General features: G+C 33.4%; 16 protein-coding genes, 1 tRNA gene and 1 pseudogene. 16 read left to right on the top strand and 2 right to left on the bottom strand.

All coding sequences use genetic code 11. From position 1 onward, the window contains the following. Nucleotides 1-3: 3 nt before the first annotated feature. The 13 genes and pseudogenes from CELAL_RS04085 (at nt 4) to CELAL_RS21810 (ending at nt 11,442) form a co-directional block, all read left to right on the top strand. Nucleotides 4-3,357 carry a hypothetical protein gene (locus tag CELAL_RS04085; RefSeq protein WP_013549643.1) on the top strand — a complete coding sequence of 1,118 codons (3,354 nt, stop codon included), beginning with the start codon at nt 4-6 and terminating at the stop codon, nt 3,355-3,357. Between the two features lie 2 nt (nt 3,358-3,359). Further along, nucleotides 3,360-4,562, top strand: coding sequence for a hypothetical protein (locus tag CELAL_RS04080; protein WP_013549642.1), 1,203 nt, complete (start codon nt 3,360-3,362; stop codon nt 4,560-4,562). Then, nucleotides 4,562-4,864 carry a hypothetical protein gene (locus CELAL_RS04075; protein ID WP_013549641.1) on the top strand — a complete coding sequence of 101 codons (303 nt, stop codon included), beginning with the start codon at nt 4,562-4,564 and terminating at the stop codon, nt 4,862-4,864. The genes CELAL_RS04080 and CELAL_RS04075 overlap by 1 nt, the downstream gene beginning before the upstream one ends. Nucleotides 4,865-4,926: 62 nt before the next feature. Beyond that, nucleotides 4,927-6,267, top strand: coding sequence for a hypothetical protein (locus CELAL_RS04070; RefSeq protein WP_013549640.1), 1,341 nt, complete (start codon nt 4,927-4,929; stop codon nt 6,265-6,267). Further along, entirely contained in the window at nt 6,267-6,926 is a 660-nt protein-coding gene (locus CELAL_RS04065) for a membrane protein (RefSeq protein WP_013549639.1), read from the top strand. The genes CELAL_RS04070 and CELAL_RS04065 overlap by 1 nt, the downstream gene beginning before the upstream one ends. A gap of 28 nt (nt 6,927-6,954) precedes the next feature. Next, complete coding sequence (locus CELAL_RS04060) at nt 6,955-7,449, top strand: retropepsin-like aspartic protease family protein (RefSeq protein WP_218916572.1); 495 nt, start codon at nt 6,955-6,957, stop codon at nt 7,447-7,449. Next, nucleotides 7,442-7,999, top strand: a complete 558-nt coding sequence (locus CELAL_RS04055; protein ID WP_013549637.1) for a thermonuclease family protein — start codon at nt 7,442-7,444, stop codon at nt 7,997-7,999. The genes CELAL_RS04060 and CELAL_RS04055 overlap by 8 nt, the downstream gene beginning before the upstream one ends. Before the next feature lie 136 nt (nt 8,000-8,135). Beyond that, complete coding sequence (locus CELAL_RS04050; protein WP_041557503.1) at nt 8,136-8,489, top strand: ISAon1 family transposase N-terminal region protein; 354 nt, start codon at nt 8,136-8,138, stop codon at nt 8,487-8,489. A gap of 214 nt (nt 8,490-8,703) precedes the next feature. Then, a complete protein-coding gene (locus tag CELAL_RS04040; RefSeq protein WP_013548878.1) occupies nt 8,704-9,045 on the top strand; it encodes an ISAon1 family transposase N-terminal region protein in 342 nt (113 codons plus the stop codon). A gap of 43 nt (nt 9,046-9,088) precedes the next feature. After that, on the top strand, nt 9,089-10,024 hold the full coding sequence (locus CELAL_RS04035) for an ISAon1 family transposase (RefSeq protein WP_041557501.1): 936 nt from the start codon (nt 9,089-9,091) through the stop codon (nt 10,022-10,024). A 34-nt stretch (nt 10,025-10,058) separates the two neighbouring features. Beyond that, nucleotides 10,059-10,262: pseudogene (locus CELAL_RS22575) on the top strand (ISAon1 family transposase N-terminal region protein); the annotation flags it as partial. Beyond that, nucleotides 10,249-11,235: an ISAon1 family transposase gene (locus tag CELAL_RS04025; RefSeq protein WP_041557499.1), complete on the top strand. Its 987-nt coding sequence runs from the start codon at nt 10,249-10,251 to the stop codon at nt 11,233-11,235. The pseudogene CELAL_RS22575 and the gene CELAL_RS04025, both read left to right, overlap by 14 nt. Nucleotides 11,236-11,244: 9 nt before the next feature. Then, nucleotides 11,245-11,442, top strand: a complete 198-nt coding sequence (locus CELAL_RS21810; RefSeq protein WP_083807778.1) for a transposase — start codon at nt 11,245-11,247, stop codon at nt 11,440-11,442. 165 nt (nt 11,443-11,607) lie between these two features. Here CELAL_RS21810 and CELAL_RS04020 read toward each other — a convergent pair. Continuing rightward, nucleotides 11,608-11,680, bottom strand: a tRNA-Met gene (locus CELAL_RS04020). A gap of 183 nt (nt 11,681-11,863) precedes the next feature. Between CELAL_RS04020 and CELAL_RS04015 the strand changes: the two genes are divergently transcribed. Together CELAL_RS04015 and era are read left to right on the top strand one after the other, a co-directional pair. Further along, nucleotides 11,864-13,228, top strand: a complete 1,365-nt coding sequence (locus CELAL_RS04015; protein ID WP_013549636.1) for an alanine/glycine:cation symporter family protein — start codon at nt 11,864-11,866, stop codon at nt 13,226-13,228. Beyond that, complete coding sequence (gene era, locus CELAL_RS04010) at nt 13,215-14,102, top strand: GTPase Era (RefSeq protein ID WP_013549635.1); 888 nt, start codon at nt 13,215-13,217, stop codon at nt 14,100-14,102. Before CELAL_RS04015 ends, era begins: the two co-directional genes overlap by 14 nt. An 88-nt stretch (nt 14,103-14,190) precedes the next feature. Here era and CELAL_RS04005 read toward each other — a convergent pair whose 3' ends face one another. Next, the gene (locus CELAL_RS04005; RefSeq protein WP_013549634.1) at nt 14,191-14,685 is read right to left on the bottom strand and encodes a hypothetical protein; all 495 of its coding nucleotides are present in this window, start codon (nt 14,683-14,685) and stop codon (nt 14,191-14,193) included. A gap of 166 nt (nt 14,686-14,851) precedes the next feature. Between CELAL_RS04005 and der the strand changes: the two genes are divergently transcribed. Further along, the gene (gene der / locus CELAL_RS04000) at nt 14,852-16,159 is read left to right on the top strand and encodes a ribosome biogenesis GTPase Der (protein WP_013549633.1); all 1,308 of its coding nucleotides are present in this window, start codon (nt 14,852-14,854) and stop codon (nt 16,157-16,159) included. The last annotated feature ends 26 nt before the right edge of the window (nt 16,160-16,185 follow it).

The raw sequence follows: 16,185 nt of genomic DNA, 5'->3' as shown, positions 1-16,185 counted from the left end.
GTTATGGCAAAAGTATTTAGATTTCATGAAGGAAATGATTTGTATGACTGGCAACTTTCCAATCCGTTAAATGATAAGGCTATTGCTGCAATAGAAGATCCTAATGGAGAACATGCAACAAGAGAAATAACATCAATACCAAGTCCTTTTGCGCGGATTGATTTAGTGCGTACTGCTTTTGGTGTAGTTGCTAACACAGAAGCAGAAGGTGATTCTATACACCATAAAATGGTTTCTGATGCTTTAGATGTTGGTCAAATATTTTTCAATTATGAAAAATTCAAAGATAAGATTGAGATAATAAGTTGGAATCCTAGAAATGATTTGAATAATTTATTACAATCTACCCATCCTACTCACAGGCTACTAGGAGAAAGTTTACGTTTATACTTTGATCAAGATGCTGTGGCATACAATTTTAGCTATGATAGTAAACTATATTTAATTAATTTTAAAGATGGCGTAAATCCTATCAATATTATTGGTGGGACTTCACCCGCCTCCTTATTTTTTACTTCGGCTAATAGTTTTGATTTAAGTTTTGGAGAGGGTTTAGATATTTTCTTAGACGAGGAGTATTGCCCATTACACAAAAGAGATCCTGAATACATTAAATATTTATTTGCATTAAAGAATGTAATACCTGATTTTACAAAAAAATTCAAGTATGTTGACGACTATCTCTCGAGTATTTTTTCTTTGTTAGCCCCAGAATTAAGTACAGAAATTAAAAATTTAAGTCCTGATTTTTTTAATTCTTTATCCATTTTAAATATAGATGGTGGGGGAGAATTAGTTGAAATTTTGAATGTGCCTTTAAAAAAAGGGAAGGATAAGATTGAGAAAATTAAAGAAAGCGATTTTTTAATTTCACCAGAGTATGCTACTACAGAAGAGTTTCTTCCTCTTATCTTACCTAATGAAGTGTTTTCTGGTACCTTAAATTATGTTACTGATAATTGGAAAAACACAGATAAGGCACCATATTATAATTCAAACACTTTAACCTCAAGAATACTTCCATTTGATGGCAATAAGTATCCTTATTTAACAATTAGCGATTTATTAGAGCCTGTCATCATTAGAACTGAATTTCCGATAGATGATTTTTATTTTGAAAATGGTAGTTATATGGGAGACAAAAGTTTTCTGTTGCCACTAAAACCATTATTCTTTAAATATTTTTCAACAGCTTCTTTAAAGAGCATGATTAATGGTGAGAAAAGATTTGAATTGAAAGCGTTACAATCTGGAAGTGTTGAAGCTATATTAAGAATCCCTATTCAAGATGGTCATCATGTTACTTTTAGAAGAGTATATTATAGTCTAGTTAATCAGGCTCATAAGCCAGATTATAATGAAGAAAAAAATAAAGGAGCTGTTATTGAAAATAGAATTAATGTAGCAATTACTCCTTTCTATAAATTTCCAGATACTTTGGTACCAGAATATAACGTAGCATTTTATGATGCTGATTATATTCCATTATTGCAACAAAATACATTCAATTTTAGTTTTTATACTGCAAAAAATCAAAAGATTAATGTAATGCCTCCTGTTCAAAGGCGTTACAAGCAAGAAGAAAACATAAGTATGGTATCTAGTGTAGTGAATGAAAACTTTAATTATATTCAGGTAAAACACGATTTTGCAGCGGGTATTATTATTCCTTTTTTCGATAATTCTGTACATAGTGGAGTAAGTCAATTTTCATTTGCAATAGATTTTGGTACGACAAATACCCACATAGAATATTCAGTTGATAATGCTATTCCACAACCTTTTGAGTTGCTAAAAAATGAAAGAAATCATTGCGGTAGATTAATTGATGATACCAAATTTGATGAATCTTATTTGAAATTAAGCAAGGATGATCTTTTGCCAGAGGAGATTGGTAATGGCAGTACTTATGAAATGCCGCAACGAACAGCTATTAGTTATCATACTAAAACCGATTTTAATAAGCCCCTTTTTTCAATGGCTAATATTAATATTCCATTTAAATATGAGCGTTATGCTTTTGCCTTAAATACGGAAGTTAAAACAAATTTAAAGTGGAATACAGATGATTCTAGCTCAATTGTAATGCAGCAATTTTTTGAACAGCTTGTAAAAATGATTAGAAACAAGGTGTTATTAAACAATGGGAATACCGATAAAATAAGAATAATTTGGTCTTATCCTGCAAGTATGTTGGGTTACGAGTTAGCTAGGTTAGAGGGTAAATGGACAACAATAATTCATAAATATTTAGGAGAGAAAGTCAAAATCCAAAAAGTATGTGAAAGTTTAACACCCTTTTATTATTATATCAATGCAGAAGGTATACCATCTTTTACTCCCGTGGTATCTATTGATATTGGAGGTGGCACATCGGATGTAGCAGTTTACAAAGATGATCGGCCAATACTTTTTAGCTCTTATAAGTTTGCTGGAGATGCTATATTCGGCGATAATTTTAAACGGAATATAAATATTAACGGTTTTGTGAAAAAGTATTATCCGAAATTAACAACAATTATATCTGCAAATAAAGAGGTTAGTTTAAATAGTATTCTTGCTAGTATTAAATCTAAAAATAATTCTAATGATGTTATAAATGCTCTATTTAGCTTGGAAAATAATAAACAGCTTAGAGATAAAAAAATACCCATTAGTTTTCTTGATTTATTAAAGGAAGATGCGGAAATGAAAATTATTTTTCTGCTTTTTTATGTTTCTCAAATTTATCATGTTGCCCAACTTTTGAAGGTAAAAAGAATAGAAGTCCCTTCTACATTTATATTTTCAGGAACAGCATCAAAACTTTTAGGCATCGTTGATTCTTCAACAAATAAACTTATTTTAAAAAAACTAGTAAAGCTGGTGTTTGTACATGTCTATGAATTAGATAAAAATCCTGAAATAGAAATTATTTTACCAAAGAACCCAAAGGAATTAGCAAGTAAAGGAGGTATTTATTTCAATCCAGATGATGAAATAGATTTAAAAAAGATTAAGGAAATATTATTATCAGAAGATGTTTTGTTAACCAAGGATTCTAATTTTAATTATGGAAATGTACATGAATTAGAAAAAAATGTTTTGCTTACTTATGATGGATTTTTAAAGTTCTTTTTTGATATGAACAAGGAAATACCATTTAGAGACACTTTTGGTATAGAAAAAGACGTTTTTGACTTTACTAGAAATTTTTTAATGACTAAAAAACAAGATGCTTTAAAGATGGGTATACAGAACAAGTTATCTGAAATTAAACAGCATCATGAAGAAGAAATAGGCGAGTCACTTTTCTTTTATCCTTTGGTGGGCAGCTTAGGTGCTTTGGCATATGAATTAACGACTAGAAACAAGTAAATATGAAATTGATAGCTAGTGTGTTGGTGTTGATATTTTTAGGATTAAATATATCATATTGTCAAAATTTGGATAGTCAAATAAAACAGGAATTTAATCAGAGAGAATGGGATGCAATAGTAGATTATGTTAATGAGGAGACAACGTTGCTCTATATAAATGAATATCCTAATAAGACTAAAGAAGAATCAATTAGTGCCAAATTATTAGATTCTATTTTGAAAGATAATTCAGTTTTGGAACCTATTGATAATAAGAAAATACTTTATATAATTGAGATTGGATGGGGGAAAACAACTAATAATATTTTTAAGCCGATAAGCGTCCTGAAAATGAATTCACCTAAAAATTTAGATTCTTTATTTTCCAAAGTTAGTTCTCTTTTAGAAAAGAGAAAATCTAAAGTTCATGAATCTTTAGAGTTTATTGGCTTGAAAAACAAAATTTTAGAAGCTTATAATCCTGATTTTGAAAATGAAATTATAGTTAAATATAATACTTCTGAATCCAATATTATTCCTCCTGTGGAAGTAAAAAGTGGAATTAACTATTATGGGTACTTGATAATACCTTCGGTACTATTTTTTTTGCTATCTATTTTTTTGTTTTTAAAATATAGAAGTTTAATTAAGGGTATAGAGGAATTAAAAGGATTGCTAAACAATGAAAAGATAATTACAAATAAAAAGGATTTTGAAATAGAAGATTTGCGTAATGCTATAAAAGACCTCAATATTAAAAGTAACGCCTCAAATATTATAGATAAAAATAAAATGGATAGACTTATAAGTTCCTCTCATAAATTAGATAAAACTCATGGAGAAGATAAGGTGTCTAGAGAAATTATATTAACTACCGTAAATAACCCCAGAGAGGCAAAAATACTCTATGCAGGAAAACCCTCCTTGGAAAGTAAGTTTCTAAATATTTCAAATGAGCCAGTAGCTAATCAGACCATTTTTAAGCTTACAGTTGATCAGGAAAATGAAAAAATAGCATGCTTTGAGGTGGCATTAATAAGTGCTTTTATGACAAGAAATATTACGAATTCTCCGGATGATTATTTGTTTAGAGTTTGTAATCAAGAAAATTCAAACAAGGATTTCAGTAGAGAAATAGTTACGACTAAAAAAGGTAGAGCAGAATTTCATGATGGTCAATGGACTGTTCGTGAAGAAAATAAAGCAACCATTAAATTTCAATAATGATAGAACATGATGATATTTTAGTTCCTCTAATTGTAATAATAATCTTAGCTCAAATAATTGTTTTTACAGTTAATTTAAAAAAAATATGGCAGTATAAAAAAGCTATTGAAAATTCTAAAAAGTTTAAGCTTATCGATGTGAGTATTCCTGAAAAAGATATTTCAAGAATAAGTGTTGATGAAGCAATATCTAATTATTCTACCAATAATGATGCTTCTTTTAGTTTTTATGAAAGTAACAACGGAATTAAAGATGAGGTTCTTCCCGTAACTGATATTTTTGACGAGTCTGAGTTGTAATATGTGTTTCAAATAAGGATCATTAATAAAATCACTTTAATTATAAAATAAATAGTAAAATAATGGAGGAAAATATTAAAATTTCTTTAATTCATTTCACAGGTAAAAGCACTGATGTACAAGACAATATTCTTAATTCAATTAATAAATACCTTCTTAGAAATAAAGGAGCGGTAAGTGATTTTTTATTAGTAAAAGACATTGTTGATAGAAATATTGATAAGGTAGATGATGAAATTAGTAATAGAATTTCAATTCCTCTATATCTTGGATTAATAGGAACTATGGTGGGTATTGTAGGTGGCTTGTTTTTTATGCCCAGTTTATCCGTCTCAAATCAAGAAAGCCTGGATGCAATAGGAGGAATTGATTCATTGCTTGGGGGGGTCAAAATTGCTATGATAGCAAGTGTTACTGGACTATTGCTGACAGTCATTAGTAATATGGTGTTTTTGAATGTAAGAAAGTCAGTAGAGTATAAAAAGAATGATTTTTTTAGCTTTATTCAAAGTGATTTGTTGCCAATTCTCTCTAAAAATACAGCATCTAGTATTTATACTTTACAAACAAATTTATTGAAGTTCAATGAGGACTTCTCCACTAATATGAAACAGTTTAATGGAATAATCTCTTCTGTTAAAAATACGTTTGATAGTCAGCTAGAAGTTGTTCAAGAATTAAAGCGTATTGATGTTGCAACAATCGCAAAATATAATATCGAAGTAATGCAACAATTAAAGTCATCCTTTAAAAACTTAAAGGAGTTGTCTGAATATCTATTTAAAACAAATAGCTTATTGCGTAATACTGAGGAGTTAAATCTTACCATAAATAAGCAGTTAGATAAAGTTGGGGATATTTCAGAGTTAGTTAAAAATTTTGATACAAATGCAGGAAGTATTTCAGAAGCTTCTAAATATATGGAGAGTCATTTTAAAAATTTTGATTTAAGGGAGCAAGCTATTAATAATCGACTTATAGATTTTGATCAGAATACTGGTAAAATGATTGAAGATTTATCATTGTCCTTTCAAAGTAGGAAAGAAGAATTCAATAAAAAAGATATTGAGATAGGATCAGATTTTAATAAATTATTTGATTCATTAAAGTCAAAAACTGAAAAAGTTTTTGATGATGAAAGTGGGAATATTAAAGCTATATTAGGTAACGTTAGTTCAGTTAGGAAAGAAGTGGATAATTTACAGAGTGTTTCAAGTGAATTAACTGGATTAAAAAATAGTGTTATTTTTCATGATGAAACAATTAAAGATTTATTGCAATTGATCAAGACAAACTCAATAGTAGTTGAAAGGCCAAAAATTATAAATGTTGGTGTTATTGTATTTCTGTTGCTAGGTATTATTACCTGTCTAGTCGCGATTTATAAAATCGTTACTTTTTAATGTCAGCTAAGAAAAAAAATACAGATTTCTTTTGGGTTAGCTTCTCTGACCTTATGACTAGCCTATTCTTCATAATGTTAGTCTTATTTGTTTTGACCGTGGTTTATTTACGAATAGAACAAAAAAAGATTATAGCTGAAAAGGAGGAATTGGAAAAAATCGTTCAATTAGAAGAGCAATTTAAACCATTACAACTAGATGGAGATTTTTATTATTTGGAGGCTTGTAAAAAGTTTGTTGCAAAAGACTTGTTAGGCAAGGAAATTTTTGAGCGTAATAAAACTGAAATTTTGGTTGAGTATATTGAACCCACTTTGCTTGTGGGTAGAAAACTAGAAAAATTCTTAAATAAATTAGAAAAAAACAATCCCACTTTTTCATATCTCCTTGTAATTGAGGGTAATATGGGTAATTCATATGATTTAAAATTTGCTAAAGATGATAGTTTTGGGTATAAAAAAAGCTATGAGCGCGCACTTGCTGTTTATAATCTGTGGGTTGCGAATGATGTTAATTTTAGAAAATCTAACGTAGAAGTTTTGATTTCGGGAAGTGGTTTTAATGGTCTCTGTAGAGAGCAAAACGAAGAGAATAATAAGAGATTCTCAATTCAAATTATTCCTAAAGTGAGTAACAATACCAATTACAAAAATGAATAAAATTATATTAACATTATTTTGTTTTTTTATGTTTCTATCTTGTAATAGACCAAATAGGAATTCGGAAAGTGAAAATACTAAACGAATAAATTCCAATTCTACTCGGGATAATTCATTAACATTAAATAATAAAAAGCAAGCTACTTCGGTACATATGACTAATACTCATGGAGTATTTGAGGTCCCGATTACTGTAAATGGCACTTTAATGAATTTCATTTTTGATACAGGAGCTAGTAGTATATCAATATCTTCAACGGAGGCTATGTTCTTATACAAGCAGGGGACAATATCCGATGATGACATACTGGGGTCTATTTTCTTTCAAGATGCAACAGGAGCGGTCTATGAAGGTACACAGATTTTATTGAAATCAGTTAAAATTGGTACTAGGGAGATACACAATGTAAAGGCTTCAGTTGTCCATAATCTGGAGGCGCCACTACTTTTGGGACAATCAGCCCTTGGAGAGTTTGGAAAAGTAACTATAGATTATAACGAAAACATAATTAGCTTTGAATAGAAGTATATTTATATTACTAATTATTTTAGTATTTGCTTGTAAAAGGAATAGGTCGCAATTTGAATCTCAACCTGAAAATATATCTAGGTATGATAAAGGTGATGCAAACATATCAACGGAGGTAAAGGATACATTAAAACCGAAATATTTAGAGGCTAAAATCATAAGAATTTTAGATGGCGATACAGTTGAGGTGCTATATGGAGAGCTACCAATAAAATTACGCTTAGCACATATAGATTGCCCAGAGAAAAGAGGCAAACAGCCTTTTGGAAATAAAGCTAAACTAGCCTTGTCAGATTTATGTTTTGGACAAATGGTACAAATCGACTCCGATAAAAAATTTGACCGCAATGGTAGGTTGATAGGTGTAATTTTTAATGCAGACGGTTTGAATGTAAATAAAGAAATGGTGCGTTTAGGAATGGCATGGCACTATAAAAAATACTCGGATGATAGGAGTTATGATCTATTAGAAAAAGAGGCCAGAAAGAATAAAGTAGGTTTATGGATAGACCCTGCCCCAATTGCTCCATGGGCTTTTCGATAGAATTACTTAATTAATCAATACATAAGTATTATTTATGGAGTAATTGCTCAACCCAAAAAGACACATTGAGGATCAATCACAAAAGTTGTGTGTGAATTGAAATAGGAGTTCGATCTTTGCAATAAAACGATCGTCCTTGGAACTATCTATAGACCTATTAAAGCTTATACTACCTGAACTATTACTAACCCACTTCGACCTAGTCACCCATAAAACGGAAGACGGTACGCTCCATTTATCTTTTGAAGAAAAGAAGGACAGCCCTAAAGAAGAAAAACATCGCATTTTAATAGCCCATGGTTTTCATAAAGAGATAGTAGTCCAAGACTTTCCATTGCGGGGAAAGTCAGTTTATCTCCACATTAAGCGACGCCGTTGGCTTGATAAGCGCACTAACGAAATAGTGCAAAGAGATTGGGATCTGGTCGCACAGGGAACACGAATGACCATCGAGTTCGCTGCTTTTTTAAAAGTACTTGGTCGATACTAAAGCTTCGGACTGCCGCACCATAGGCCATTTCTATGGGGTCGACGGAAAGAAGCTCCAGCGACAGTACAAGGATTATCTGAGCGATTTTAAAGATTGGGATCAAAAGGGACATGCCAAACAATGGCTCATCTTTCCCGAGAATATCGGGCCATATCTGGGGTCAAACGTAAAACTTGGGGAGAAACTTTATCTTTGACAAAAAAGTGTTTAGATTTTGGATATAGAATTAGTGCGGTATTTGTTGCCGGAAGGCGTATTGGATTACTTTGAAATTGTAAGCCATCAATCATCAGAAGGTAAGGTTCATTTTTACTTAGAAGAAAAGAACGTGCTACCCAAAGAGCACCAAACAGAATTAGCCCATTCCAAAGGCTTCTTACCGGAGATAACAGTTGAGGACTTCCCTCTAAGAGGTAAATCGGTACTGCTCCATATAAAGCGTAGGCGCTGGACTCTTATGGATACGGGAAAAATTATAAAAAGAGATTGGGGTTTAATAGCAAAAGGCACTCGGATAACCAGCGAATTTGCCTCTTTTTTAAAAGGTATCGCTTGACAATCATGCCGTAAGCGCTAAACGGTTTGGCGACTATTATAAAATTAATGGCAAAGCCCTACAGTATCACTACAAAAACCATCTTAGCGACTTCAAGGATTGGCCCCAAAAGGAACATTCACAAAAGTGGTTGCTCTTTGGAAAAAATTTAGGTTACTATTTAAGTTTAGATGAAACCTCTTTGTCCAACGGTGAACTCTACACGATTCTAACCAATAAAGGCGCTAACGGAAAGAAAGGTAGCATAGTGGCCATTGTCAAGGGAACCAAAGCGGATGACGTCATCAGTGTGCTTAATAAAATCCCTGTGGAAAGACGAAATATAGTCAAAGAAGTTACTGTCGATATGGCTGGAAATATGAATTTGATCGCTAAAAAATGTTTCCCCAGAACAGAGATCGTGACCGATAGATTCCATGTTCAAAAATTAGCCTCAGAAGCAGTCCAAGAAGAACGTATCCGATTAAGATGGGAAGTTATAGAAATAGAAAACAAAGCCATTGAAGAAGCTCGAAAAACAGAAAAAACACATAGACCAGAAATTCTCGCTAACGGAGATACCCATAGACAGTTGCTGGCCAGAAGTCGATATGTATTATTTAAACCAAAGACCAAATGGACTGCAGGACAAATAGAAAGAGCGGAAATATTGTTTCGACTTTACCCAACTATTGAAAAAGCCTATAAGTTGGCCCAAGCATTAAGCTATATCTATGAAAATAATACGAATAAGGATGTAGCAAGACTAAAATTGGCACAGTGGTATAACGAAGTAGAAAACTCAAATTTTAAGTCGTTCAACACCATTGCAAGGTCTATACAAATGCATTACAAACCAATTTTGAACTATTTTAATAACAGGAGCACCAATGCTTCCGCGGAATCCTTTAATGCTAAAATTAAAGAGTTCAGGACGATGTTTAGAGGCGTAAGAGATGTTAAGTTTTTCTTGTTTAGACTAACAAAATTATATGCCTAATTTATCTCACTCCCCAAGAATATTCCTTGATCCTTTAATAGCCCATGGTTTTCATACAGAGATAGTAGTCCAAGACTTTCCATTGCGGGGAAAGTCAGTTTATCTCCACATTAAGCGACGCCGTTGGCTTGATAAGCGCACTAACGAAATAGTGCAAAGAGATTGGGATCTGGTCGCACAGGGAACACGAATGACCATCGAGTTCGCTGCTTTTTTAAAAGTACTTGGTCGATACTAAAGCTTCGGACTGCCGCACCATAGGCCATTTCTATGGGGTCGACGGAAAGAAACTCCAGCGACAGTACAAGGATTATCTGAGCGATTTTAAAGATTGGGATCAAAAGGGACATGCCAAACAATGGCTCATCTTTCCCGAGAATATCGGGCCATATCTGTCCATTGACGAAACGGCACTCTCCAAAGGGGAACTCTACACGATAATCACCAACAAAAAGGCCAAGGGCAGGAAAGGATCTATAGTGGCCATATTCTCCGGCACCAAGGTGGGACCGATTATAGAACAACTAATGAAGATATCGGCAAAGGAAAGGGCCAAAGTCAAGGAGATCACTATGGATATGGCAAACTCGATGAAGACCATCTCCAAGAAGTGCTTCCCTAAGGCAATACAGGTCACCGATCGCTTCCATGTACAAAAACTTGCCCTAGAGGCGCTTCAGGATATCCGGATCAAACACAGATGGGACGCAATAGACCTGGAGAACGAACAGATAAAACAGCCAAGGGCAAAGAACAAGACATTCGTCCCAAAAGAATTCAATAACGGAGATACAAGAAAGCAACTATTGGCCCGCAGCAGGTATTTACTGTACAAAGCTCCAAATAACTGGACAGAGAACCAATACATAAGAAGCAGGATATTGTTCGATCAATATCCCGATATAAAGATTGCCTTCGACCTAGCCCAAGGACTCAGAAACATATTCAATACGGCAACGTCCATAGAGACCGCCTATACAAAACTCGCACATTGGTACAAGGATGTAGAAAACACAGGATTTAGGGCGTTCAACACCATCGCAAACACCATAACACTCAACTATAGATCTATCCTGAACTATTTTATAAACAGGAGTACAAATGCATCGGCAGAATCATTCAACGCTAAGATAAAGGCATTCAGAAGTCAATTCAGAGGTGTTAGAAATATAGAATTCTTCTTATTCAGATTAACTAAAATATTTGCATAAACACAACAATTGAGCCTGATCCCGTTCAACACCATCGCAAACACCATAACACTCAACTATAGATCTATCCTGAACTATTTTATAAACAGGAGTACAAATGCATCGGCAGAATCATTCAACGCTAAGATAAAGGCGTTCAGAAGTCAATTTAGAGGTGTTAGAAATATAGAATTCTTCTTATTCAGATTAACTAAAATATTTGCATAAACACAACAATTGAGCCTGATCCCAATTGAGCCTGATCCCTGATCCCATTTCAATTGTAAACACAAAAAGACACATCGAATTTTTAAAATATCTAAATTTCTAAAATTTTAGGCTAAAACAGCTATAAAACAAAAAAACCACTTCGTTTGAAGTGGTTTTTCTTAGTAGCGGGAACTGGACTCGAACCAGTGACCTTCGGGTTATGAGCCCGACGAGCTACCTACTGCTCTATCCCGCGATATGGGTTTCTGAAACGATCAACTTAGCTTTTAACTTTCAGCTCATAACTGCTGACTGATGTATTTCAGGCTGCAAATATACAAACCTTTTTCCTTACTATCAAAATATATTTTAATATATTTTTTTCGGACATCATTTTAAATCCTTAAATTCCCATGATATTAAAATGAAAAACCACTGAATGAACGCTATAAATGATTTTTTAGCCTATGTGCTTCCGTATACTGAATGGCCAATGTTTCTGCTTTTAATTGGTGGCGGTATTCTACTTTTGTTTTATTCTAAGTTTATTCCCTTTAGGTATTTTGGACATGCAATTGCCATTACTGCAGGGAAATATGATGACAAAAATGCAAAAGGAGATGTAAGTTCTTTTCAAGCCTTATCTGCAGCAGTAGCGGCAACAGTAGGACTAGGGAATATATCGGGAGTAGCTATAGCAATTCATGACGGTGGACCAGGCGTAATTTTCTGGATTTGGATAACAGCATTGTTGGGTATGGGTATAAAATTTTATTCCTGTAGCTTATCTATCATGTATAGAGGAACAGATGGTGAAGGCCATATGCAAGGAGGTCCTATGTATTATATTACAAAAGGACTAGGGGAAAAATGGAAACCCTTAGCAATTTTCTTCTGCCTTTGTGGTATGTTCGGTTTTTTAGGTGTTTTTACCGCAAATCAGTTTACAGAAACGTTTATGATGGTCATAAAACCAGAAGAAACCATTTTTGCTATGGAAACGGAGACTTGGAAATGGACAATCGGTGCTGTACTCGCAGTGATTACGTCTTTGGTTATTTTTGGCGGACTCAAAAAAATAGCTAAAGTATCTTCTACCGTCGTGCCATTTATGGTATTCGTTTATTTAGTAGCCGTTATTGTGGTGATGGTTATGAATTCTGAAAAAGTGCTACCCGCACTAGGCTTAATTTTTACAGAGGCCTGGAATTTTAATACTATCGTTACCGGGGGGTTTTGGGGCTTGGTGATTATTGGGGTGCGTAGAGCAATGTTTTCTAATGAAGCAGGTTTGGGGAGTGCACCTATGTATCATGGGCAATCTAAGACAGACAATCCTATAAAAGAAGGTTTAGTGGCTATGTTAGGCCCTTTTATAGATACTATTTTGGTATGTACATTTACGGCCATAGTTATTATTTTAAGTGGAGCATATACAGAAGATGTCAGTGGTATTTTAATGACTTTAGAAGCTTTTGAAAGAACTCTTTTTGGATATGGAGATGAATTATTGATGATTATTGTTACCGCTTTTGCTTTATCAACCTTATTTACCTACTCCTATTACGGTGTAAAATGCTTATCGTTCTTAACAAACCCTAAAATTGGCAGATTATATAACGTATACTTTGTTATAATGATTATTTTTGCCGCAGTGGCTTCGTTAGATTTGGTAAAAAATTTAATCGACTTATCATATTCACTTATGGTAATACCAAATATGATAGCCGTTTTGCTATTAGCACCTAAAGTAAATGTTGCCGCAGCCGCATATTTTAAAAAATTAAAGAATGACAGAGCATAAAGCTGGTTTTGTAAATATTATTGGAAATCCTAATGTGGGGAAATCTACCTTGATGAATGCCTTTGTTGGTGAGAAATTATCTATTATCACCTCCAAAGCACAAACAACAAGGCACCGGATTTTAGGGATCGTGAATGGTGATGATTTTCAAATGATTTTATCGGATACTCCAGGAATTATCAAACCTGCTTACGAACTACAATCTTCTATGATGGATTTTGTGAAGTCGGCTTTTGAAGATGCTGATATCCTAATCTACATGGTAGAAATAGGGGAGAAGGCATTGAAAGATGAGCGTTTCTTTGAAAAACTAAAGAATAGTAAAATTCCAGTACTTTTATTATTAAATAAGATTGATGTTTCTGAGCAAGGTATTTTAGAAGCGCAAGTGCAATATTGGCATGAGCAATTACCTACGGCAGAAATACACCCGATAAGTGCATTGCAAAACTTTAATGTGAAAGAAGTATTCCTTCGCATTTTAGAATTATTGCCTGTATCTCCTGCATTTTATCCTAAAGATCAATTAACAGATAAACCAGAACGTTTCTTTGTAAACGAAACAATTAGAGAGAAAATATTACAGAACTACAAAAAAGAAATTCCGTATTCAGTAGAAATAGATACAGAAGAATTTTTTGAAGATGATAAAATTATTAGAATGCGATCTGTGATCATGGTAGAGCGCGAATCTCAAAAAGGAATTATCATTGGTCATAAAGGTGCTGCTTTAAAAAGAGTAGGTGTAGAGTCAAGAAAAGATTTAGAAATCTTCTTTGATAAGCAAGTACATTTAGAACTTTATGTAAAAGTAAATAAGAACTGGAGAAGCAATGCCAACCAGTTAAAACGTTTTGGATATAACCAAGGCTAAATTGTTAAGTATGCTGCTGCCTTAAGGTGCACACGTAAAATAACAAGTATAATTTTTTACAATCCCTAAGTTCTAAAAAGCTTGGGGATTATTTGTTTAAGGTTTCTTCCATAAAATCATAGAGTTGCTGCATTTGTGGTCTTCCTTTTCTTTTTCCAATACGACCAAAGGCATAGAAGGCAAACCAGAGTATACCCATAAGAATCATGAGCCCTACTTGAAATCCGTAAGGTTTATTTAGTGTAAAACTAGAATAGGCCCAAATAGAGACTACAATAAATAGCGTGGCTATACCAAAATGAAGAAACATAAAAAAGGTCCATAAGGTGGGGTTGGGTCCAAAAACACCATAAAGTTTAGTCGTCTTAGGAACTTGGCTGGTGCTAATTTCTAAATGTAATTGTGGAGACCAGAAGTGATGCTCATTCGGTTTAAATTTTAGAAAAACATGTTCATCCATACGTTTGCAGGTTATGGCTAGAGGATCTAGGTTTTCAAAATTAGCTAGTAATGTTTCTGCACTAGTGTCTAAATCTAGTTGAAAACGAGGTCTAAGAACGATAGTGTTTGGAAGCGTTTTCACAGGTATCTTATTAATTATTAAACATGTTTAGGTCTAAATATATCTCAAATTTTCTAAGATCGTTACATTTTTCTTTTCCCTAATTTCACAGTAACAGCTATTTAGGTAGAGAAGATATCATTTTTCTTCAATAAATAATAGTACTTTTGCAGCAAAATTACGAAGTATGAGTGCTATTGTAGCCATTGTAGGGAGACCTAACGTAGGTAAGTCAACTTTTTTTAACCGATTAATAAAGCGTAGAGAGGCTATTGTTGATGCGGTTAGTGGGGTTACGCGTGACCGTCATTATGGCAAAAGTGACTGGAATGGAAGAGAGTTTTCAGTAATTGATACTGGAGGATATGTTAAAGGAAGTGATGATGTTTTTGAGGCAGAAATAGATAAGCAAGTAGAATTGGCTATCGATGAAGCAGATGTTATTATTTTTATGGTTGACGTAGAAACCGGAATTACAGGAATGGATGAAGACGTTGCTAATTTACTTCGTAGAGTTAAAAAACCGGTTTTATTAGCGGTTAATAAAGTAGATAACAACAAACGTGCAGAAGACGCGGTAGAATTCTATTCATTGGGTTTAGGTGATTATTTTACAATTGCCAGTACCAATGGATCTGGAACAGGAGATTTATTAGATGCTTTGGTAGAAGTTTTACCAGAAAAAGAACCTAATAGAGATGAGGAGTTGCCAAGATTTGCTGTAGTAGGGAGACCAAATGCAGGAAAGTCGTCTTTTATAAATGCCTTGATAGGTGAAGAAAGATATATTGTTACAGATGTAGCAGGAACAACTAGAGATAGTATCGATACAAAATACAACCGTTTTGGTTTCGAATTTAATTTAGTTGATACTGCAGGGATTCGTAGAAAATCTAAGGTGCACGAAGATCTTGAGTTTTACTCAGTGATGCGTTCTGTTAGAGCTATTGAGCATTCTGATGTTTGTATTATAATCTTGGATGCTACACGTGGTTTTGATGGTCAGGTGCAGAATATATTTTGGCTAGCTCAACGTAATAACAAGGGAATAGTAATCCTTGTGAATAAGTGGGATTTGGTAGAAGATAAAGAGACCAATACAATTAAGCAATACACGGAGAAGATAAAAGAGTCTATGGCTCCTTTTATAGATGTGCCTATTGTCTTTATGTCTGTGTTAACCAAGCAACGTATATTTAAAGCTATTGAAACGGCTGTTCAGGTATATGAAAACAGAAGTCGTAAAATTCAAACACGTAAGTTTAATGATATTATGCTTCCGTTGATAGAGAATTATCCTCCGCCAGCGTATAAAGGTAAATATGTAAAAATTAAGTTTTGTACACAATTACCAACACCATATCCGCAATTTGCATTTTTCTGTAACTTGCCACAGTATGTAAGGGATCCGTATAAACGTTTCTTAGAAAATAAACTTAGAGAGAGTTTCGATTTCTCTGGAGTGCCTATTTCTATATTTATGCGTAAAAAGTAAGCGGTAGTAAAAGCTTAAAACCTAAA

Origin of the sequence: Cellulophaga algicola DSM 14237 (assembly GCF_000186265.1) — a bacterium.
Lineage (GTDB): Bacteria > Bacteroidota > Bacteroidia > Flavobacteriales > Flavobacteriaceae > Cellulophaga > Cellulophaga algicola.
The sequence above is the reverse complement of the archived record's forward strand: the minus strand, read 5'-3'. Positions and strand labels throughout refer to the sequence as shown.

Excerpts from the sequence above, each read along its gene's own strand:
- CELAL_RS04085 (WP_013549643.1), top strand. The coding sequence starts at position 4 with ATGGCAAAAGTATTTAGATTTCATGAAGGAAATGATTTGTATGACTGG.
- CELAL_RS04080 (WP_013549642.1), top strand. The coding sequence starts at position 3,360 with ATGAAATTGATAGCTAGTGTGTTGGTGTTGATATTTTTAGGATTAAAT.
- CELAL_RS04075 (WP_013549641.1), top strand. The coding sequence starts at position 4,562 with ATGATAGAACATGATGATATTTTAGTTCCTCTAATTGTAATAATAATC.
- CELAL_RS04070 (WP_013549640.1), top strand. The coding sequence starts at position 4,927 with ATGGAGGAAAATATTAAAATTTCTTTAATTCATTTCACAGGTAAAAGC.
- CELAL_RS04065 (WP_013549639.1), top strand. The coding sequence starts at position 6,267 with ATGTCAGCTAAGAAAAAAAATACAGATTTCTTTTGGGTTAGCTTCTCT.
- CELAL_RS04060 (WP_218916572.1), top strand. The coding sequence starts at position 6,955 with ATGTTTCTATCTTGTAATAGACCAAATAGGAATTCGGAAAGTGAAAAT.
- CELAL_RS04015 (WP_013549636.1), top strand. The coding sequence starts at position 11,864 with ATGAACGCTATAAATGATTTTTTAGCCTATGTGCTTCCGTATACTGAA.
- era (WP_013549635.1), top strand. The coding sequence starts at position 13,215 with ATGACAGAGCATAAAGCTGGTTTTGTAAATATTATTGGAAATCCTAAT.
- der (WP_013549633.1), top strand. The coding sequence starts at position 14,852 with ATGAGTGCTATTGTAGCCATTGTAGGGAGACCTAACGTAGGTAAGTCA.